The sequence below is a fragment of the Flexivirga oryzae genome, assembly GCF_014190805.1.
Classification (GTDB): Bacteria; Actinomycetota; Actinomycetes; order Actinomycetales; family Dermatophilaceae; genus Flexivirga; species Flexivirga oryzae.
Genome location: NZ_JACHVQ010000001.1, coordinates 1,509,882 through 1,528,657, shown reverse-complemented (window position 1 = coordinate 1,528,657; position 18,776 = coordinate 1,509,882). Strand labels below are relative to the sequence as shown.

16 protein-coding genes are annotated in these 18,776 nt (G+C 69.5%); 5 read left to right on the top strand and 11 right to left on the bottom strand.

Features of this window, described 5'->3' with window-relative positions:
* The first annotated feature begins 4 nt into the window (after window positions 1-4).
* Window positions 5-892, top strand: coding sequence for an EamA family transporter (locus tag FHU39_RS07010; protein ID WP_183319684.1), 888 nt, complete (start codon window positions 5-7; stop codon window positions 890-892).
* Window positions 893-909: 17 nt separating this feature from the next.
* Here FHU39_RS07010 and FHU39_RS07005 read toward each other — a convergent pair whose 3' ends face one another.
* On the bottom strand, window positions 910-2,352 hold the full coding sequence (locus FHU39_RS07005; protein WP_183319683.1) for an MFS transporter: 1,443 nt from the start codon (window positions 2,350-2,352) through the stop codon (window positions 910-912).
* Window positions 2,353-2,432: 80 nt separating this feature from the next.
* Entirely contained in the window at window positions 2,433-3,698 is a 1,266-nt protein-coding gene (locus FHU39_RS07000) for an aspartate aminotransferase family protein (protein WP_183319682.1), read from the bottom strand.
* 58 nt (window positions 3,699-3,756) lie between these two features.
* Here FHU39_RS07000 and FHU39_RS06995 point away from each other — a divergent pair, with 58 nt between their 5' ends.
* Entirely contained in the window at window positions 3,757-5,235 is a 1,479-nt protein-coding gene (locus FHU39_RS06995) for an NAD-dependent succinate-semialdehyde dehydrogenase (RefSeq protein WP_183319681.1), read from the top strand.
* Between the two features lie 12 nt (window positions 5,236-5,247).
* Here the strand turns inward: FHU39_RS06995 and FHU39_RS06990 are convergent, their stop codons facing one another.
* From FHU39_RS06990 to FHU39_RS06975, 4 genes are read right to left on the bottom strand one after another with little or no spacing between them, the layout of a single operon-like run.
* Entirely contained in the window at window positions 5,248-5,931 is a 684-nt protein-coding gene (locus tag FHU39_RS06990) for a GntR family transcriptional regulator (RefSeq protein WP_183319680.1), read from the bottom strand.
* 41 nt (window positions 5,932-5,972) lie between these two features.
* The gene (locus tag FHU39_RS06985) at window positions 5,973-7,238 is read right to left on the bottom strand and encodes a M20 family metallopeptidase (RefSeq protein ID WP_183319679.1); all 1,266 of its coding nucleotides are present in this window, start codon (window positions 7,236-7,238) and stop codon (window positions 5,973-5,975) included.
* Window positions 7,238-8,434 carry an aminotransferase-like domain-containing protein gene (locus FHU39_RS06980; RefSeq protein WP_183319678.1) on the bottom strand — a complete coding sequence of 399 codons (1,197 nt, stop codon included), beginning with the start codon at window positions 8,432-8,434 and terminating at the stop codon, window positions 7,238-7,240. Before FHU39_RS06980 ends, FHU39_RS06985 begins: the two co-directional genes overlap by 1 nt.
* A gap of 1 nt (window position 8,435) precedes the next feature.
* A complete protein-coding gene (locus FHU39_RS06975; protein WP_343065768.1) occupies window positions 8,436-9,659 on the bottom strand; it encodes a M24 family metallopeptidase in 1,224 nt (407 codons plus the stop codon).
* A 63-nt stretch (window positions 9,660-9,722) separates the two neighbouring features.
* Between FHU39_RS06975 and FHU39_RS06970 the strand changes: the two genes are divergently transcribed.
* Together FHU39_RS06970 and FHU39_RS06965 are read left to right on the top strand one after the other, a co-directional pair.
* Window positions 9,723-10,706 carry a D-2-hydroxyacid dehydrogenase gene (locus FHU39_RS06970; RefSeq protein ID WP_343065767.1) on the top strand — a complete coding sequence of 328 codons (984 nt, stop codon included), beginning with the start codon at window positions 9,723-9,725 and terminating at the stop codon, window positions 10,704-10,706.
* A gap of 4 nt (window positions 10,707-10,710) precedes the next feature.
* A complete protein-coding gene (locus FHU39_RS06965; protein WP_183319675.1) occupies window positions 10,711-11,667 on the top strand; it encodes a pyridoxal-phosphate dependent enzyme in 957 nt (318 codons plus the stop codon).
* 283 nt (window positions 11,668-11,950) lie between these two features.
* Here FHU39_RS06965 and FHU39_RS06960 read toward each other — a convergent pair whose 3' ends face one another.
* A complete protein-coding gene (locus tag FHU39_RS06960; RefSeq protein ID WP_183319674.1) occupies window positions 11,951-12,304 on the bottom strand; it encodes a DUF3817 domain-containing protein in 354 nt (117 codons plus the stop codon).
* Window positions 12,305-12,348: 44 nt separating this feature from the next.
* On the bottom strand, window positions 12,349-14,475 hold the full coding sequence (gene uvrB / locus FHU39_RS06955; protein WP_183319673.1) for an excinuclease ABC subunit UvrB: 2,127 nt from the start codon (window positions 14,473-14,475) through the stop codon (window positions 12,349-12,351).
* A 60-nt stretch (window positions 14,476-14,535) separates the two neighbouring features.
* Between uvrB and FHU39_RS06950 the strand changes: the two genes are divergently transcribed.
* Complete coding sequence (locus FHU39_RS06950; RefSeq protein WP_183319672.1) at window positions 14,536-15,789, top strand: threonine/serine exporter family protein; 1,254 nt, start codon at window positions 14,536-14,538, stop codon at window positions 15,787-15,789.
* 120 nt (window positions 15,790-15,909) lie between these two features.
* Here FHU39_RS06950 and FHU39_RS06945 read toward each other — a convergent pair whose 3' ends face one another.
* Genes FHU39_RS06945 through FHU39_RS06935 form a run of 3 tightly spaced genes read right to left on the bottom strand, consistent with a single transcriptional unit; the run spans window position 15,910 to window position 18,757 of the window.
* Window positions 15,910-16,554, bottom strand: coding sequence for a GNAT family N-acetyltransferase (locus FHU39_RS06945; protein ID WP_183319671.1), 645 nt, complete (start codon window positions 16,552-16,554; stop codon window positions 15,910-15,912).
* On the bottom strand, window positions 16,551-17,600 hold the full coding sequence (lplAB, locus tag FHU39_RS06940) for a lipoate-protein ligase LplAB (RefSeq protein WP_183319670.1): 1,050 nt from the start codon (window positions 17,598-17,600) through the stop codon (window positions 16,551-16,553). Before lplAB ends, FHU39_RS06945 begins: the two co-directional genes overlap by 4 nt.
* Entirely contained in the window at window positions 17,600-18,757 is a 1,158-nt protein-coding gene (locus FHU39_RS06935; protein WP_183319669.1) for a hypothetical protein, read from the bottom strand. Before FHU39_RS06935 ends, lplAB begins: the two co-directional genes overlap by 1 nt.
* Window positions 18,758-18,776 lie beyond the last annotated feature (19 nt).

The window sequence follows — 18,776 nt, the reverse complement described above, 5'->3', positions numbered from 1 at the left end:
CGGCATGAGGCGCGGCGCGGGGACTGTCCCCGCGCCGTTGCTCGTGCTGGGCAGCATCGTGTCCGTCCAGTTCGGCGGCGCACTGGCCGTGACGCTGCTGCCGCTCGTCGGCGTCTCCGGGTCGGTCGCGCTCCGGCTGGCGCTCGCGACCCTGCTGATGTGGCCGTGGGTCCGCCCGTCGCTGCGCGGTCGCAGCCGCTCCGACTGGGTGGCCGTCGCGGCCTACGGTGCGACCCTCGGCGCGATGAACCTCGCGTTCTACGGGTCGCTGCGCCGGTTGCCGATCGGTGTCGCCGTCACCATCGAGTTCATCGGCCCGCTGGTGCTGTCGGCGATCCTGTCGCGGCACGTCCGGGACTTCCTCGCGATCCTGCTCGCAGCGGCGGGGGTCGTCCTGGTCTCCGGCGCGGTCAGCACACCGCTCGGCGACCTCGACCTGGTGGGCATCCTGCTGGCACTCACCGCCGGGGCGTGCTGGGCGATCTACATCCTCACCTCCCGGCGCACCGGCCGGCACTTCTCCGGGGTGGAGGGCCTGGCGATCGCCATGCTCCTGGCCTCCGTCGTGGTGCTGCCGCTCGGCGCGTTCGAGGCGGGCAGCCCGCTCGTCGGCGGCGAGGCGCTCCTCAAGGGCGCGGGAATCGCCGTGCTGTCGTCGGTCGTGCCCTACTCCCTGGAGCTGGTCGCACTGCGCCGGCTGCCGCCCAACGTGTTCGGCATCCTGCTCTCGCTCGAGCCGGTCGTCGCCGCCGGTGCCGGTCTACTCGTGCTGGGGCAGCGGCTCTCCCCCGTCAAACTGCTCGGGATGCTCTTCGTGGTCGCGGCCAGCGTGCTGATCCTCGGCGCTGCACAGGGCAACACCGAGGACCAGCCCGCCGCACTCGACGTATGACGTGACCCGAGACGCCGCTAGCGACGCCGGCGGGTGCCGAACTCCCGTGAGACGTCATGGATTCCGGACACGTTGTGAATGCCGGAACGATCTCGCGGTTCGGCCTTCTCCTCCGAGGTACCCGGTATGCCGCGGCCGCGGATCGACTCGCCCGCCGTCTCGGGGACCTTCACGAGGCCGATCATCCCGATGACCATGGCGAGCATCATGTAGAACGCCGGCATGTAACGGCCGCCCCAGCCGACCAGCCAGTCGTTGACCACGGATGCGGTGCCACCGAAGGCGGCGGTCGACACGTTGTAGCTGATCGCCATACCCGCATAGCGGACGTGCGCCGGGAACATCGCCGGGAAGGTCGCCGACACGGTGCCCAGCTGCGGCAGGAACACCAACCCGAGAACGGTGAATCCGATGATGGCCCAGGCGATCCCCTGACCCATGAGCCAGAAGCAGGGCACGGCGAGCACGAAGATCCCGATCAGCGAGAACCACCACATGGGTTTTCGCCCGACCCGGTCCGACGTCGTTCCCGCGATCCAGATCAGCGCCGTCATGATCAGCTGACCGATCAGCAGGATGACATCCGACTGGGTGCTCGAAATGCCCAGCCCGTCCGGCTTGTCACCCGACATGTACGTCGGCATGTACGTCAGCAGCGTGTAGTCGGCGATGTTCAGCGCAACGACCAACAGGAAGAGGCGCACGATCGGCTGCCAGTAGTCCCGGAACAGGTCCTTCAGCGCGCTGGTGGCCGCTTCCTCCACCTCGTTGTTGCCCTGCAGCTCGCGGAAGACCGGGGTGTCCTCCATCTTGGTGCGCAGATACAGCCCGACCAGGCCCAACGGCAGGCCGATGAGGAAGGGGATGCGCCAACCCCACGACGTCATGGCGTCATCGCTGAGCGATGCGCGCAGGATGAGCGTGATGGCCAGGCCGCCGCTGAAGCCGAGCAGGGTGCCGCACTCCAGGAAGGAGCCCCAGAAACCGCGCTTCTTGTCCGGGGCGTACTCGGCCATGAACGTGGCGGCACCGCCGTACTCACCACCGGTGGAGAAACCCTGCACGACGCGCAGCAGGATCAGCAGGACCGGTGCCCAGAAGCCGATCGAGTCGTAGCTGGGGATGACGCCCACGAGGAAGGTGCCGAGCGCCATCAGGATGATGGTCATCGCCATCACCTTGTTGCGGCCCAACCGGTCTCCGATGGGGCCCCACACGATGCCGCCGAGCGGCCGCAGGACGAAGGACACGGCATACACCAGCAGGGTTGCCGCCACGCCCGCGTGCGGGAAGAAGTTGTCGGTGATCTCGGTCGTCAGGTAGGCGTAGACGCCGTAGTCGTACCACTCGGTCGCGTTCCCGATCATCGATGCGCCGACGGCGCGTCTCAGGGTTTTCTGGTCAACCGGCTGCTCGCCGGGACTCGCATACGTATCGCTGTCGGTCGATTGAGCTGGCATGTGCTCCTCCTCATGGTGGATGTGCACTCCTGGCTACTTCCCGGCAGGACCTCGCTCCAAACAGGTCGCTCCGGGGCACGTCAGCGTGCGCCGGCCGCAAGGACAGCGTCGACCGACGCTGCCCACAGCTCGGCGGCTTCGTCCACCTCCTTCTCGTTCACGACGAGGGCCGGTATGAACCGCACCACCTCGCCCGATGGTCCACAGGTCAGCAGCAGCAGGCCACGACGGGCCGCCTCCTGCTGCACCGCCGCGGCGGTGCTTCCGTCGGGCTCGCCGTTCGCGGACCGGAACTCGTTCCCGACCAGCAGACCCAGGCCACGCACGTCGTGGACCGCGTCGTACCCGTCCGCCGTGCTCCGCAGCCGCTCCAGCAACTGCTCGCCGCGCTGCGCCGCGTTGTCGACGAGTTTCTCGTCCTGTATGACGTCCAGCGTGGCGATGGCCGCCGCGCACGCTACGGCATTCGCGCCGTAGGTTCCACCCTGCGAGCCCGGCCACACCTTGTCCATCAGCGCCGCGGGGGCCGCGATACCGGACAGCGGGAAGCCGGATCCGATGCCCTTGGCGGTGACCAGGATGTCCGGTGTCACCCCGAAATGCTCCTGCGCCCAGAACTTCCCCGTGCGTCCCCAGCCGGTCTGCACCTCGTCGAGGATCAGCTGGATCCCGTGCCGGTCGGCCCGTTCCCGCAGGCCGGTGAAGAAGGCGGTGTTGCCGGGTACGTAGCCGCCTTCACCGAGCACCGGCTCGACGAGGAAGGCCGCGGTCTCGTTCGGCTGGGTGAGCGTCTGCAGGATGAAGTCGAGCTCCTTGAGCGCGAAGTCCGTCGCCTGCTCGACCGGCCAACCGTAGTGCGTCGGGTTGGGGAACGGCGCCACGTGCACACCGGACATGAGCGGCGAAAAGCCAGCACTGTAGCGGGTGTTCGAGGTTGTCATCGACGCGGTTGCGACGGTTCGGCCGTGGAACCCGCCGTGGAAGACGATCACATTGGGACGGCCGGTCGCCTGACGCGCCAGCCGCAGCGCCGCCTCGACGGCCTCCGACCCGGAGTTGGCGAAGAAAACCCGGTCCAGCCGCTCGGGCAACACCTCACCCAGGCGCTCCACGAGCGTCAGCAACGGCCGGTGCATGACGGTGGTGTACTGCCCGTGGATGAGTTTCGCGACCTGCTCCTGTGCGGCGGCCACCACCCGCGGGTGGCAGTGCCCGGTACTGGTCACCCCGATACCTGCGGTGAAATCCAGGTAGCGTCGGCCGTCCTCGTCATACAGGTTCACCCCCTCGCCCCGTGCTGCGATCACCGGCGTGGCCTGCTTGAGGGCCTGGGAGAGCTGTGCCATCGAAATCCGTCCCTTGCTAGATTGTCAACAATCAGACTAACTCGCGAGGAGTGCGCAGATGTCCTTTTCGAACGACAGATCGGTCCGGTCCGCCCGGGTGCTCGATGCGGTGCCGACACAGTTGCTGATCGGCGGTGCGTGGGCCGACCCGGCGAGTGGCGCGACGTTCCCGGTCTCGAATCCCGCGACCGGCGAGGAGCTGGCGCGGGTCGCCGACGCCACCCCGGACGACGGCCGGCGAGCGCTCGACGCGGCGGTCGACGCACAGGCCGGGTTCGCCGCGACCGCTCCCCGTGACCGCTACGACATGCTGATGCGCGCGTACGACCTGCTCCACGAGCGGATCGACGATCTCGCGCTGCTGATGACGCTGGAGATGGGCAAGCCGCTCGCCGAGTCGCGTGGCGAAATCGCTTATGCCGCAGAGTTCTTCCGCCATTTCGCGAGCGAGGCGCTGCGCATCGACGGCGGCTACCAGACCGCGCCGGCGGGTGGCGCACGCTTCCTGGTGACCAAGCAGCCGGTCGGGCCGTGCCTGCTGATCACGCCGTGGAACTTCCCGATGGCGATGGGCACCCGCAAGATCGGCCCCGCCATCGCCGCGGGCTGCACCAGCGTCATCAAACCGGCGCCGCAGACCCCGTTGTCGATGCTGGCGCTGGGGCAGATCCTGCTCGACGCGGGTGTGCCTGCCGGCGTCGTCAACATCGTCACCTGCACCGACGCGAACGGCGTCATGGAGCCGCTGATCCGGTCCGGCAAGGCCCGCAAGCTGTCGTTCACCGGGTCGACCGCGGTGGGCAAGATCCTGCTCGCGCAGTGTGCGGACACCGTGATGCGCACCTCGATGGAGCTGGGTGGCAATGCACCGTTCATCGTGTTCGACGACGCCGAACTGGACGAGGCGGTGACGGGCGCCATGGCGGCCAAGATGCGCAACATGGGTGAGGCGTGCACGGCGGCCAACCGGATCTACGCCCAGCAGGGCGTGGCCGACGAGTTCGCCCGACGGCTGTCGACGGCGATGAGCGCACTGCAGGTCGGTCCCGGTGTCGAGGACGGCACCCAGGTCGGCCCGCTCATCGACGATGCCGGGCGCGGCAAGGTCGTCGACCTGGTCGCCGACGCGACCGCACGGGGCGCCAGGGTGCTCACCGGAGGTGCGGCTCCCGACGGTCCCGGATTCTTCTACCCGCCAACGGTTCTGGTCGATGTGCCCACCGATGCCCGGATGGCCCGGGAAGAGATCTTCGGGCCGGTCGCCTCCGTCATCCCGTTCGCCACCGAGGACGAGGTGGTCGCCGCCGCGAACGACACGCCCTACGGGCTGGTGTCCTACGTCTTCACCAACGACCTGCGCCGCGCCCTCCGCGTCGCCGAACGCCTCGAGTCCGGCATGGTCGGCCTCAACCAGGGGGTCGTGTCCAACCCCGCGGCGCCGTTCGGCGGGATCAAGGAGTCCGGTCTCGGCCGCGAGGGCGGCAACGTCGGGATCGACGAGTTCCTCGAGGTGAAGTACATCGGGATCAGCGTCTGATCCGGCGGGCCGTCAGTCCGTCCCGGCGCTGCGCGCGGTCAGCCGCTCGACCGCGTCCGCCATGTGCAGCCGCAGCAGCTGGTCGGTCTCCGCGGGATCGCCGTCGATGAACGACTGTGCGATCGCGCGGTGTTCGGCCACGCGGGCGTCATACCCCTGGTAGGTCGGCTCGAGTGCGTGGATGCCCATCCGGGTCTCGGTCAGCAGGGTGCGGTGCATGCGGGACAACCGGGGGCTCCCGGCCAGTCGCACCAGCAGGTCGTGGAAGGCGATGTCGGCCTCGCCGACGCCGGACGGGTCCCCGGCATCGGCGGTGACCTCCATCTCGTCGGTGATCTGCAACAGCTGCGCGCCGGCGGTCTGCGGTGAGCCCAGGTGGATCTGTTCCGCCGCCGCGCGCTCGACCGCCTGCCGGGCCACGTACATGTCGCGCACCCGCTCCGGGGTCATCTCGATGACGAACAGGCCGCGGTTGCGGATGGACAGCAGTAGCCCCTCCTGGGTGAGGCGTTGCAGCCCCTCGCGCAGCGGACCACGGCTCACGCCGAGCTGGCGGGATAGCTCGGCCTCTCCCAGTTGCGTGCCGGGCGGCAGGTCGCCACGCTCGATGCCCTCGCGCACTCGGTCCGCGATCATCACCGCGGTCGACTCACGGACCACCGGCTCCAGTCTGGGACGTCCTGCCGCTGCGCTCATGCTCTCGTTCTCCTTCGTGCCGGAAGCAGATTACCCGCCGGTCACCGGGTCCCCGTCGGACGCTCGCCCGCCCGCGTCGCCAGCAGTCGTACCGCCGCGCGGACATAGGTGCGGGCCGCGACAACGAGCTCCGCGATCGGCACCGACTCGTCGGGCCGATGCGCCTGGTCGTTGACCGAGCCAGGCCCGAGCACCACGGTGGGCACGCCGAGATCGCGACTGATGTATCCGCCGTCGCAGGCGGCGGTCCAGCCCCCGGGCGGCAGCCCGGGCCCACCGGAGTCCGCGAGCGCGCCGTCGAGCACCCGGACGAACGAATCATCCTCTGCCGTCTCGAAACCCGGCATGCTCATCGGCATCGCGACCTCCGCATGCAGTCCGTCACGCGCCAGGTCCAGCCCGGCGATCCGGGCCTCGACCGACGCCAGCACGGTGTCCGGCCCCTCCCCCGGCAGCAACCGGCGGTCCGCCTGGATCCGGCAGGCCGCCGGCACGATCGCCGTGCCCTGTCCGCCCTCCACGATCCCGACACTCCAGGTCGCCGGCCCGGCCAGCGGATGCGGTGACCGCGCGAGCTCGTCGTTCCAGGCCCGCAACGACTCGATCACCCGGGCGGCGCCGTAGATCGCGTTGCAGCCGTCCGACGGGCGGCCCGCGTGCGCGGCCCGGCCGTGCACCGTGATGTCGAGGTAGCAGTCGCCGCGTGCCGCGACGATGGTCTGCAGGTCGGTGGGCTCGGCGGTGATGCATCCGCAATAGCTCACCCGACCCGGCATCTCGTGAGCATCAGCCATGAAGCCGCGGATGCCGAGGCCGCCCTCCTCCTCGTCGACCGCGGCGACCAGCTCGATCCGGCCGGACAACTCGACGCCCGTGTGCTCGGCCGCGCGTTGCACGGCGCTCATCGCGACGACGCACGCGGCCAGACCCCCGAGCATGTCGCTCGTCCCGCGGCCGATGATCCGCCCGTCGCGCACCACCCCGGCGAACGGGTCGACCGACCAGCCGTCGCCCACCGGGACCACGTCGGTGTGCCCGAGCAGGAGCAGACGCGGCCCGCCTCCGCCGGTCGTGAGGGCGTGCACGTTCTCCCTGCCCTCCGCCAGCGGCGCGGTCCGCACGTCGAGCCCTCGCGCCGTGCACGCCGCGACGAGCGCCGCCACCCGCGCGGCCTCCTCACCCGGCGGGTTCTCCCCCGGCTGTCGTACCAGGGCCTGGGTGACCGCGACCAGTTCGTCTTCGTCGATCAGGGCGAGAGCCGCGTTTTCGAGGTGCGAAACTCCCTGGGTGTCAACGGTTTCGGTCATCAGCGCTTCCCCATCGAGTCCACCGCGCGACGCAGTCGTGCCACGCCCTCCCGGATGCGTTCCGGGGTGCTCGACGCGAAGCACAGCCGCAGCGCATCCGGGAAACGTTTACTCGGCGAGAACGCGTTGCCCGGGATGAACGCCACCCCTTCGGCGAGCGCGACCTCGAACAGCGCCTCGGTGTCGACGTCGTGGTCGAACGTCACCCAGAGGAAGAAGCCGCCGTGCGGGTCGGTCCAGTGCGCCGTACCCGCGAAGTGCTCGGTCAGCGCGTCCTGCATGGCCCGCTTGCGCTCCCGGTACGCCGAGCGTTGCGCGACCAGGTGCGGCTGCAGGTGACCGCCCTCCAGGAACCCGGCCACCAACCGTTGCAACGGCAGGTTGGTGCAGGTGTCCATAGCCTGCTTGGCGTTGATCAACAGCTGTTGCAGCGACGGGTCCGCGTCCACCCAGCCGACCCGCAGGCCGGGGCCGATGATCTTGGAGAAGGTTCGCACCGAGAAGACGAGCGGATCGCCGCCGGCGAGCGCGTGCAACGACGGCACGTCCGCACCCTCGAAACGCAGCAGCCCGTACGGGTCGTCGTCGATGAGCACGCTGCCCCACTGCCGGGTCAGCTCCAGCAAGCGGTGCCGGCGCTCGACGGACATCGACGCGCCCGACGGGTTCTGGAACGTGGGTATGGCGTAGATCGCCTTCGGCGTCCGGCCGGCGCGCGCCACCAGGTCCTCCAGGGTGTCGACCTGCATGCCCTCGTCATCGACCGGCACCTCCAGCAGCTCGGCCTGGTAGGACAGCGCGGTCGCGGATCCGTTGGTGTAGGTGGGTGATTCGACGACCACCAGGTCTCCGGGATCGACGAAGAGTTTGAAGGCCAGGTCGAGTCCCTGCATGCCGCCGGCCGTGATGAGCAGCCGGTCCGGGGTGGGCGCGTCGGGCGTGTCAGCGAGCACGCCGAGCAGCGCGTCGCGTAACCGCGGGTCACCCTCGGTCGCGGCATAGTCGTAGGCGTCCGGACGGCCGAGCTCGGTCGCCGCGATGTCGCGCAACGTGTCGGCAGGGATCGCCTCGGGCGCCGGGCTGCCCATGGCGAACCGCACGATGTCGTGCCGCTGACCGGCCAGCAGGGAGGTGCTGGAGTCGATGATCGACCCCACCAGGTCGGTTGCACGGGTTGCCAGGGGCAGCCGGGTCATGTCACTCCTTCGCTGTCAGTCCGCGTGGGACGTTGGTGAGCAGGTCCGGGCCGTCCGGACCGATGAGCATGGACTCGGAGGTCTCGTACCCCCAGCCGTCCATCCACATGCCGAGGATGACGTGGAACGCCATGTCCTCCTCGATGACCGTTTCGTCCTCGGGCCGCACGCTCATGGTGCGCTCGCCCCAGTCCGGCGGGTAGCCGATGCCGATGGAGTAGCCGATCCGCGACTCCTTGGTGAGCCCGTAGCGGCCGATGGTCTGGGCGAACTCCCGGTGCACGTCGCACGTCCGGTTGCCGGGCCGCATCTGCTCCAGCAGGGCCGCCATACCCTCGTTGGTGGCGTCGGCGCACTCGATCAGCTTGCGCGGCGCCTTACCGAGCACGACCGTGCGGGCCAGCGGCGCGTGGTAACGGTGGAACACGCCGGCGAGCTCGATGGTGGTCGCCTCCCCCCTCTGCAGCGGTAGGTCGCTCCAGGTGAGGTGGGGGGTGCCGGCCGTCTCGCCGGTGGGCAGCATCGGCACGATCGCGGGGTAGTCGCCGCCGAGCTTGTGCGCACCGAGCGCCTGGGCGTGCTGGATCTCCGCGACCACGTCGCACTGGCGTCGGCCGGGCTCCAGCTCCTGCAGTGCGGTCTCCATCACGCGTTGCGCGATCTTGCCTGCGGTGTGGAGCTTTTCACGTTCCAGGGGTGACTTGCGCACGCGCACCCAGTTGACCAGCTCGGTGCTGTCGACCAGGGCGGACATCTTCAGCGCCGACTGGATCGCCAGGTAGCTGCGGACCGAGAAGAAGTGCGCGTCCAGCTCCGCGGCGACATACGCGCCCGGCTCGTCGACGAGCACGCCGATCTCCAGCGCGCGGTCGACGATCCAGTCGAAGGGGTGCGTGTCCGGGCGGTTGACCAGGTAGTCGGGGTAGCCGTGGATGCGGTCGACCGGCAGGAACGCCGTGTAGTGCGCGCCCGCCGCGTCCATCGTCCGGGTGAACAGGTGGCAGTCGCCCTCCACCGGGACGATGAGGCACTGGGGCATGTAGAACGACCACGCGTTGTAGCCGGTCAGGTAGTAGAGATTCGCGGGGTCGGCGATGATCAGCGAGCTGAGCTGACGTTCCGCCATACGCACCTGCACGGCACGCAGACGGTCGAGGTACTCCTGCTCCGGGAACGGCCGGGAGCGCAGGCCGCTGAGCGCGGCGTCGGGGGGTGTTTGACTCACCTGCTCATGGTGCATCCAGAATCAATTGTTGACAATCAGACACGGCCATTCTTCACTGGCGGAGTGACTTCGAACCCGCCCGTGATCGCCGTCCTGGTGGCGGACGCCGACGACCGACCCCCGGGCCTGGCGGCCCTCGCCTCCCGAGCGACGCTCCGGTACACCGATGCGGCGGGCCTCGGTGCCGCGCTGGAGGGCGCCGAGGCGCTCTTCCTCTGGGACTTCTTCTCGACCGCGGTGCGGGACGTATGGCGCCATTGCGGCGACCTGCGGTGGATCCACGTCGCCGCGGCCGGCGTCGACAAGCTGCTCTTCCCGGAGTTGCGCGACTCCGAGGTCGTGGTGACCAACGCCCGCGGGATCTTCGACCGGCCGATCGCCGAGTTCGTGCTGGCGTCGGTGCTGGCGCACCTGAAGCTGATGCGGGAGGGCCTCGAACTGCAGCGCGCCCATGAGTGGCGCCACCGGGAGACCCGGCCGCTGCGTGGCCGCCGTGCGCTGATCGTGGGCACCGGCAGCATCGGTCGCGAGATCGCGCGGCTGCTGCGTGCCGTCGACGTCGACGTGACGGGTGCCGGGCGCACCGCGCGCGAGGGTGACCCCGACTTCGGCTCGGTGATCGCCAGCTCCACCCTGAGCAAACACGTCGGTGATTTCGACGTGGTCGTCAATGTGACACCGTTGACGGACGACACCCGGAATCTGTTCGACCGCAACGTGTTTGCCGCGATGAGCCCCTCGGCATACTTCGTCAACGTCGGCCGCGGCCAGAGCGTGGTCGAGGCCGACCTGGTGGCCGCGCTGCAGGCCGGTGCGTTGGCCGGCGCCGCGCTCGACGTCTTCCAGCAGGAGCCACTACCCGCCGAATCACCGCTGTGGGACGTGCCGGGGCTGACGATCTCACCGCACCTGTCCGGGGACTCCACGGGCTGGCTGGACGCGCTCGCCGCGCAGTTCGTCGAACTGGCCGACCGGTGGCTCGCCGGGGATCCGCTGCCGCACCCGGTCGACAAGCAGCTGGGGTTCGTGCCGAGCGCGGGACAATGACGGTATGACGGACCTGGCGCTGCCCGACCTCGACGCGATCAGGTCGGCGCAGCGACGCATCGCCGGCCACGTGGAGCACACTCCCAGCCGGATCAGCCGGTGGCTGAGCGAGCTGACCGGCGCCACGGTCTACCTGAAGCTGGAGATCGAGCAGCCGACCGGCAGCTTCAAAGTGCGCGGCGCCTGCAACGCGATCCGGGCCGCCGCGGAGGGCGGCGAGGTCACCGGTGTGACGACCGCGTCCACCGGCAACCACGCGCGGGCGGTGGCGCACATGGGCCGCCGCTTCGGGCTGCCGGTCACCGCGTTCCTCGCCCGCACTGTGCCGGACTACCGCGCCCGCGCGCTGGAGCAACTCGGCGCGGTGGTGGACCACACCAGCCACGACCAGACCGCCGCCATCACCGCCGCGCTCGCACTCGCGAACGACCGCGGCTACCTGTTCGTCCCGCCGTTCGACCACCCGGACGTGATCAGCGGCCAGGGCACCATCGGGCTGGAACTGACGCACGACCTGCCGCCGCTGGACGCGGTCGTCGTACCGGTCTCCGGCGGCGGTCTCAGCGGCGGCATCGGCCTGGCGGTCAAGGCGGTCACCCACGGCACGCAGGTCGTCGGGGTGTGCGCCGAGCGGGCCGACACCATGTACCGCTCGCTGCGCGCCGGTCACCCGGTGTCGATCGACGAGGTGGACACGGTCGCGACCTCACTGCTGGGCGATCTCGGCCCGCACAACCGGTACACCTTCCGCATCGCCCGGCAGGTGATCGACGAGATCGACACGGTCAGCGAGGAGCAGTTGCGCACCGCGCTGGAGACGCTCCGGCGGCACGACGAACTGCTCGTCGAGGGCGCGGCCGCCGCGGGCGTCGCGTTCCTGCAGTCGGACCCCGACCGCTGGCGCGGCAGCCGGCTCGCCGTGGTGATCACCGGCAACTCGCGCGCCCCCGCGGCCGCCTGAGGCGTCCCGACCAACCGACCGTCGGCACTTCGGGACGCGCCTTCCGCGCAACCCGTCCCCAGCCCCCGACCGTCGGCACTTCGGGACGCCCTTCCGCGCAACCCCGTCCCCAACCCCCGACCGTCGGCACTTCGGGACGCATTCTCCGCGCAACCCCGTCCCCAACCCCCGACCGTCGGCACTTCGGGACGCACTTTCCGCGAAACCCCGTCCCCAACCCCCGACCGTCGGCACTTCGGGACGCGCCGGCGTCGTCGGCGTCGTCGGCGGAGTTGGTATGGCGTCAGGCCGCGCGGCGCACCAGGGCGCCGCGGCGCTCCGCGCGGCGCTCGAACCACACCGTCATCAGCGGGGGCACACTGCTGACCAGGCCGAGCAGCGACTCCTTCGGCGTCCACTTGTGCGTCACCGAGACCGCCACCAGGCTGATCACGTAGAGCACGAAGATCGTGCCGTGGATCGGGCCGAAGATCCGCACCCCGAGATCGCCGGACTGCACGATCCACTTGAAGAACATGCCGATCAGCAGGCCGATCCAGGAGACTGCTTCGGCGAAGGCGGCGAGCTTGAAGGCCCGAGCCGGGAAGCTGGTGGAGACGCGCTCGGCGGCGGTCGTGTCGTCGAGAGTGGTGACCATGCACCGGATCCTACGTGACGTAGTAGATCGCCCTGGTCACCGGCTCACTTGGTCGCGGCCTCCATCTGCCGCAACTCCTTCTTCAGGTCGCCCAACTCGTCGCGCAACCGCGCGGCCAGCTCGAAATGCAGGTCGGCCGCGGCCTGGTGCATCTGCTCGGTGAGCTCCTGGATCAACCCGGCCAGGTCGGAGGCCGGCAGACCGGAGACCCGTGCCGCGCCGGCGACCTCACCGTCCGCGAGCACCGCACCGCGACCGCCGCCGCGCTTGCCGCGACCGTCGGACTTGCCGCGCGACTGCGCCCGGCCGCTGCCCATCAGCGCATCGGTGTCGGCGTCCTCGCGCTGCAGCATGTCGGTGATGTCCGCGATCTTCTTGCGCAGCGGCTGCGGGTCGACGCCGGCCGCCTTGTTGTAGGCGAGCTGCTTGTCCCGGCGGCGGTTGGTCTCGTCGATCGCCTCCTGCATCGACGGGGTCACCTTGTCGGCATACATGTGCACCTGACCGGACACGTTGCGCGCAGCGCGGCCGATCGTCTGGATGAGCGACCGGGCCGAGCGCAGGAAGCCCTCCTTGTCGGCGTCCAGGATGCTGACCAGCGACACCTCCGGCAGGTCGAGGCCCTCACGCAACAGGTTGATGCCCACGAGCACGTCGAACTCGCCGAGCCGCAGCTCGCGCAGCAGCTCCACACGGCGCAACGTGTCGACCTCGGAGTGCAGGTAGCGCACCCGGACGCCCTTCTCCAGCAGGTAGTCGGTGAGGTCCTCGGCCATCTTCTTGGTGAGCGTCGTCACCAGGACGCGCTCGTCCCGCTCGGTGCGCTCGTTGATCTCGTGCAGCAGGTCGTCGATCTGCCCCTTGGTCGGCTTCAGCACGATCTCCGGGTCGACCAGACCGGTCGGCCGGATCACCTGCTCGACGTATTCGCCGCCGGCCCTGGCCATCTCGTAGTCGCCCGGCGTCGCCGACAGGTAGATGGTCTGCCCGATGCGCTCCAGGAACTCCTCCCACTTCAGCGGCCGGTTGTCCATCGCGCTCGGCAGCCGGAAGCCGTGGTCCACCAGCATGCGCTTGCGGGACATGTCACCTTCGTACATCGCGCCGATCTGCGGCACCGTCTGGTGCGACTCGTCGATGACCAGCAGGAAGTCCTCGGGGAAGTAGTCGAGCAGGCAGTTGGGTGCGCTGCCCGGGCCGCGCCCGTCGATGTGCCGCGAGTAGTTCTCGATGCCGGAGCACGACCCGACCTGACGCATCATCTCGATGTCGTAGGTCGTGCGCATCCGCAGCCGCTGCGCCTCCAGCAGCTTGCCCTGCTTCTCCAGGGTCTTCAGCCGGTCGGCCAGCTCGGTCTCGATCGAGGAGATGGCCCGCTCCATCCGCTCCGGGCCGGCGACGTAGTGCGACGCGGGGAAGACGTACATCTCCTGCTCCTCGCGCACCACCTCGCCGGTCAGCGGGTGCAGCGTGTAGAGCCGCTCGATCTCGTCGCCGAAGAACTCGATCCGGATCGCCAGCTCCTCGTAGACCGGGATGATCTCGACGGTGTCGCCGCGGACCCGGAAGGTGCCGCGGGTGAAGGCCAGGTCGTTGCGGGTGTATTGCATCTGGACGAACTTGCGCAGCAGGTCGTCGCGGTCCAGCTGGTCACCGACCCGCAGCGCTTGCATGCGGTCGACGTACTCCTGCGGGGTGCCGAGGCCGTAGATGCAGGACACCGACGCGACCACGATCACGTCGCGCCGGGTCAGCAGCGAGTTGGTGGCGCTGTGCCGCAGCCGCTCGACCTCGTCGTTGATCGAGGAGTCCTTCTCGATGTAGGTGTCGGTCTGCGGGATGTAGGCCTCGGGCTGGTAGTAGTCGTAGTAGGAGACGAAGTATTCGACCGCGTTGTGCGGCAGCAGCTCGCGGAACTCGTTGGCCAGCTGTGCCGCGAGGGTCTTGTTGGGTGCCATCACCAGGGTGGGCCTTTGCACCTGCTCGATCAGCCACGCCGTGGTGGCGGACTTGCCGGTGCCGGTCGCGCCGAGCAGCACGGTGTCCTGCTCCCCCGCCTCGACCCGGCGCGCCAGATCGGCGATCGCGGTCGGCTGGTCGCCGCTGGGTGAGTACTCGGAAACAACCTCGAAGGGCGCGACACGTCGCTGCAGGTCAGTGGTCGGGCGCATAGTGCAACCGTAAACGCCGCCACTGACAACGGTTGTTCCCGTGGCCGTCATGATGGCTGTATGACGGACTCGACGCGTGAGGTGCTGCTGCGGATGGGCAGCGCTCTGCTCGCCGGTGGTGCGCCGGTGCCGGACGTCGAGTGGCAGGTGACGCTGTTGGCGCGCCGCCTCGGTGCGCCCGGCGTGCGGGTCGCGGCCACCCCGACCGGGCTGTTCGCCGGGCTGAGCGCCGAGGACAGCGTCGGCTTCGAACCCGTCACGGGGACCTTGCGGTTCGAGCAGGTCACCCTCGTCCAGGACGTCTACGACCGGCTGATGCGCGGAGCTGTCGCCATACCCTCGGCGATCCGCGAACTGGACGCGATCGCGGCCCTGCCGCCCTCGCGCCCGGTCTGGCTGAGTGACCTGGCGATGATCGCGATCGGCACGGGCATCTGCGCGATCCTGCAGCCCACCTGGCGCGACCTGGTCACCGCCGCGGGTAGTTCGCTGGTCGTGGCACTGCTCGTGATGGTCGGTCGCCGGGTGACCGTCGTCCGCACGCTGCTTCCGTTGCTCGCCTCGTTCGCGGTCGGCGTGCTGGTGCTGCTGGTGGCGCAGCACTGGCCCCTGCACGGGACGTTGCGGACGATGGTCGCGTCCTTCGCGGTGTTGTTGCCCGGCTCGATGATCGTCACAGGTATGTCGGAGATCGCCTCGGGGGCGGCGGTCGCGGGTACCTCGCGCCTGGTGTCGGGAGTGATGCAACTCGTGCTCTTCGCGGTCGGCCTCTTCGCGGCGGTCGCCGTCACCGGCGATCAGCTGTCTGCGTTGACCAACGTGCGAGCCCAGGACCTCGGACCGCTGGCGCCATACATCGGGGTCGCCGTGATCGGCTGCGGCATCGTCGTCAACGTCGCAGCCTCCCGCGCTGCGATCCCCTGGATCTTCGTCGTGCTGGCGCTCACGTTCGCGACCCAGTCGATCGTGCAGGCCGGCAGCGGGCTCATCCTCGGGGCGCTGGCCGGGGCCACCGTGGCCGGACTCGCCGCCGCCATCGTGCACCGCCTCTCCGGCCGCCCGCTCCGGCTGGTGGTCTTCCTGCCGGCGTTCTGGCTGCTCGTGCCCGGCAGCCTCGGCCTGCTGAGCACGACCGAACTCGCAACCGGGCAGGCGGGATTCAACGCCGCGACCATCGCGATCGGCTCCGTCGTCGCCGTCGCCACGGGAACGCTCATCGGCAGCGCAGCAGGACATGCGCTCGACCGGTTGCTCGACCCGGCGGACACACGGGACATTCAGGCCGTCGACCTCACGGACGTTGATCGCATCTAGCGAGAAGGTCCGGTCGCCGATGGGTCGAAGTCTTCGGCCTGCGATCACATCCGCTCGAGACGGGCACCTCCCAAGGACGAGCACCCTCACGGAGCGCTACGCTCCTCATCGGAATCGGAGTCAGCGACCCGACCCCACCCCCCACTGGCCGCGCAGCAGCACGCACGTGGCGAACGCCGTCTCGTCGCGCGCCGGGCTGCCCGGGACGACGCCGGGGCTGCGTACCTCACCGGCGTACGACATCCCGATACGCTCCATCACTGCGCTCGACCGCACGTTGCTACGCGCTGTGCACGAGACCACGGCACGCATCTGCAGCCGATCGAAAGCGAACGCCAGACCGGCGCGACCGATCTCAGCCGCATATCCGTGTCCCCAGAACCGTTCCCGGACGGCCCATCCCAGCTCCAACCAGTTCGCGTGCGCGACGAACGGCTCCTTCGTGCGGTACGGCTCGAGCGCGCACGGTTCCTGCGGAAGGAACCGATGGACCTGCGCCCAGTCCGCGTCGACCGGTGTGCGCGACAGTCCTCCGCGGCCGATGACCTCCCTCGTCGACCGGTCGTAGGCAATCAACTTGTGGACGCCGTGCAGCCGCCACCCGTCCGCCATACGACTCGCCAGCGTGCGCACCTCACTGCGGGTCGGGCAGCGTTCGGCGTACCACGGCCAGACGGCCGGGTCGGTGAGCACGAGGTGCAGGTCGTCGGCGCTGTCCAGCGAAACCGGTTCCAACCGAAGGCGATCCGTCAGAACGGTGCTCATGCCACGCGATGCGTCCACTCCGCGGTGCCGAACTTCTCGTCGACGAGGCGGCGGGCCTCGGTCAGCTCGTCGTCGGTGTATGCCGACAGCCGGCTGCGGTAGCTCGCGAGGAACGACTTGGTGAAGGTCTCCAGGATCTGCTCGCGCGGCAGGCCGGTCTGCGAACGCATCGGGTCCACCCGTTTGTTCGCGCTCTTGGTGCCCTTGTCCGACATCTTCTCGCGACCGATGCGCAGCACCTCCAGCATCTTGTCGGCGTCGATGTCGTAGGCCATCGTCACGTGATGCAGCACGGCGCCGTCGGCGAACCGCTTCTGCGCGGCACCGGCGATCTTGCCCTTGTCGGACGCGATGTCGTTGAGCGGCACGTAGTGTGCGTTGACACCGACCTCCGCGAGTGCGGCCATGACCCACTCGTCGAGGAAGGCGTAGGAGCGCTCGAAACTCAGCCCTTCGACCATCGACGACGGCACCACCAGTGAGTAGGTGATGCAGTTGCCGGGCTCCATGAACATCGCTCCGCCGCCGGAAACCCTTCGCACAACATCGATCCCGTGCCGTGCCGCACCCTCCGGATCGATCTCGTTGCGGTAGCTCTGGAACGAGCCGATGACCACCAGCGGTGAGTCCCAGTCCCAGAAACGCAGGGTCGGCGGCCGCGTGCCGGCAGCCACCTCGTGGGCGATGACCTCGTCGAGCGCGACGTGTTCGACCGGTGGCAGGACCGTGGCCGGTATGACGTCGAACGTGTGGTCGTCCCACCCGGTCGCCTTGCCCAACGCACGACGCACCGCCACGCCGACCGCGTCGGCGCTGAAGCCGATGAGGCTCACCCCGGGGTCGAGGGCACCGGTGATGGCACCGGCCAACTGGTCGACGGAGGCGTCCGCGGGCATGCCCGTCAGTGCCGCGTCGATGTCCTCCAGTGCTTCGTCGGGCTCGAGGAAGAAGTCGCCCGACACCGAAACACCTGCCAACCGGCCTGATTCGACCTCGACGTCGACGGCGACGAGTTTGCCGCCGGGGACCTTGTACTCACCGCGCATCAGAAGACGTCCTCTCGTCGGTCGCGCTGTCCATAACCGAATTCGTGTGCATCGCGTACTGCCTCCCGCAACAGCTCCAGTGCGTCCGCCTCACCCGGTGACAGATCCGCCGGTGCTGCCGCGCCGGAGACGACCGGACATGCCTGCACGGCCTCCGTGGCGCTGCCGAACGCGTCGTCCAACTGCCCCGCCGCCACCGTGCGCACGATTGCGGCACGCACTGCTCCACCCGGCGCCGCAGCGAGCCGATCCGCGCGCGCCAGCAGATGCCGCCGCACCTCCTGCGATGGCTCCCCGCCGGTCTGGTTCATGGCGTCGACGGTGTCCCGCAGTTCGTCGCGCAATGCCGCGTCGGCCATCGCCAATGCAACCTGTGCCGCAGAGCGGCTGACCAGCCGCAGATCGTCGGGATCGGGGATCTCCGAACCGACGGCGAGACTCAGCCACATCGTGCGGTTGATCGCGTTCAGGTCGCCACCGAGTGGGGTCAGTCCGAGCCCACGCGCACGCTCGATCCTCGAAGTGGGCGGCGAGTCCAGGTCCCGGAACGACACCCGCCGGTGCCGCCCGCCGAAGGTGTCGGCGGTCAGATCGGCGCCGGTCCACCGACTTGCCAGGGCAACCGCGAACGCACGAGCGTCGGTCCCCGGACGCCAGCCCAGTTGCGTTGCCAATGCGTGGAACTCATCCGGTTCATAACCCGCGAGAGGGCGCGGCAGTTCGTCGCCGAGCTGGACGGGCAGACTCACCAACCACCTCAGACGACCGTCCGACGCGGCGAACAGCAACACCTCACGATCGACGCGCCAGTCGATCACCAGCGCACGCCCGCCGCCGCGCGTGTGCCGTGGGTGGAAGCGCAGTCGCGGCTGGTTGAACCACGGGTCGAGCACCAACGACCAGGCGTCCAGCTGCGTGCGCAGAGCGATGGGCCGTGAATCCGGCCGGCCCAGTGCAGCATCCAGGCTGTGGGCGAGAGTCTCGGACCGCAGCGAACCCCGGATCTGGCGACCCAGCGATGCCGCCGTCGGCGCGTCGTACCACCCGAGGCTGCACACGGACGCCACGCGGTCATCGGCTCCGAGCGACCCGTCGGCCAGCAGCGGACCGGCGAACCGGTCGACCAGCGCTCCCGCGTCGGCAAGGGTCAACGTCATGCGGTCCAGGCTATGCCGG

Bases quoted from the DNA above. Each gene is read 5' to 3' on its own strand.
- FHU39_RS06995 (WP_183319681.1), top strand. From the start codon at position 3,757: ATGTCCTTTTCGAACGACAGATCGGTCCGGTCCGCCCGGGTGCTCGAT.
- FHU39_RS06985 (WP_183319679.1), bottom strand. From the start codon at position 7,238: ATGACCGAAACCGTTGACACCCAGGGAGTTTCGCACCTCGAAAACGCG.
- FHU39_RS06950 (WP_183319672.1), top strand. From the start codon at position 14,536: ATGACGGACTCGACGCGTGAGGTGCTGCTGCGGATGGGCAGCGCTCTG.
- FHU39_RS06980 (WP_183319678.1), bottom strand. From the start codon at position 8,434: ATGACCCGGCTGCCCCTGGCAACCCGTGCAACCGACCTGGTGGGGTCG.
- FHU39_RS06990 (WP_183319680.1), bottom strand. From the start codon at position 5,931: ATGAGCGCAGCGGCAGGACGTCCCAGACTGGAGCCGGTGGTCCGTGAG.
- uvrB (WP_183319673.1), bottom strand. From the start codon at position 14,475: ATGCGCCCGACCACTGACCTGCAGCGACGTGTCGCGCCCTTCGAGGTT.
- FHU39_RS06965 (WP_183319675.1), top strand. From the start codon at position 10,711: ATGACGGACCTGGCGCTGCCCGACCTCGACGCGATCAGGTCGGCGCAG.
- FHU39_RS07010 (WP_183319684.1), top strand. From the start codon at position 5: ATGAGGCGCGGCGCGGGGACTGTCCCCGCGCCGTTGCTCGTGCTGGGC.
- FHU39_RS06945 (WP_183319671.1), bottom strand. From the start codon at position 16,554: ATGAGCACCGTTCTGACGGATCGCCTTCGGTTGGAACCGGTTTCGCTG.
- FHU39_RS06960 (WP_183319674.1), bottom strand. From the start codon at position 12,304: ATGGTCACCACTCTCGACGACACGACCGCCGCCGAGCGCGTCTCCACC.
- FHU39_RS06935 (WP_183319669.1), bottom strand. From the start codon at position 18,757: ATGACGTTGACCCTTGCCGACGCGGGAGCGCTGGTCGACCGGTTCGCC.
- lplAB (WP_183319670.1), bottom strand. From the start codon at position 17,600: ATGCGCGGTGAGTACAAGGTCCCCGGCGGCAAACTCGTCGCCGTCGAC.
- FHU39_RS07005 (WP_183319683.1), bottom strand. From the start codon at position 2,352: ATGCCAGCTCAATCGACCGACAGCGATACGTATGCGAGTCCCGGCGAG.
- FHU39_RS07000 (WP_183319682.1), bottom strand. From the start codon at position 3,698: ATGGCACAGCTCTCCCAGGCCCTCAAGCAGGCCACGCCGGTGATCGCA.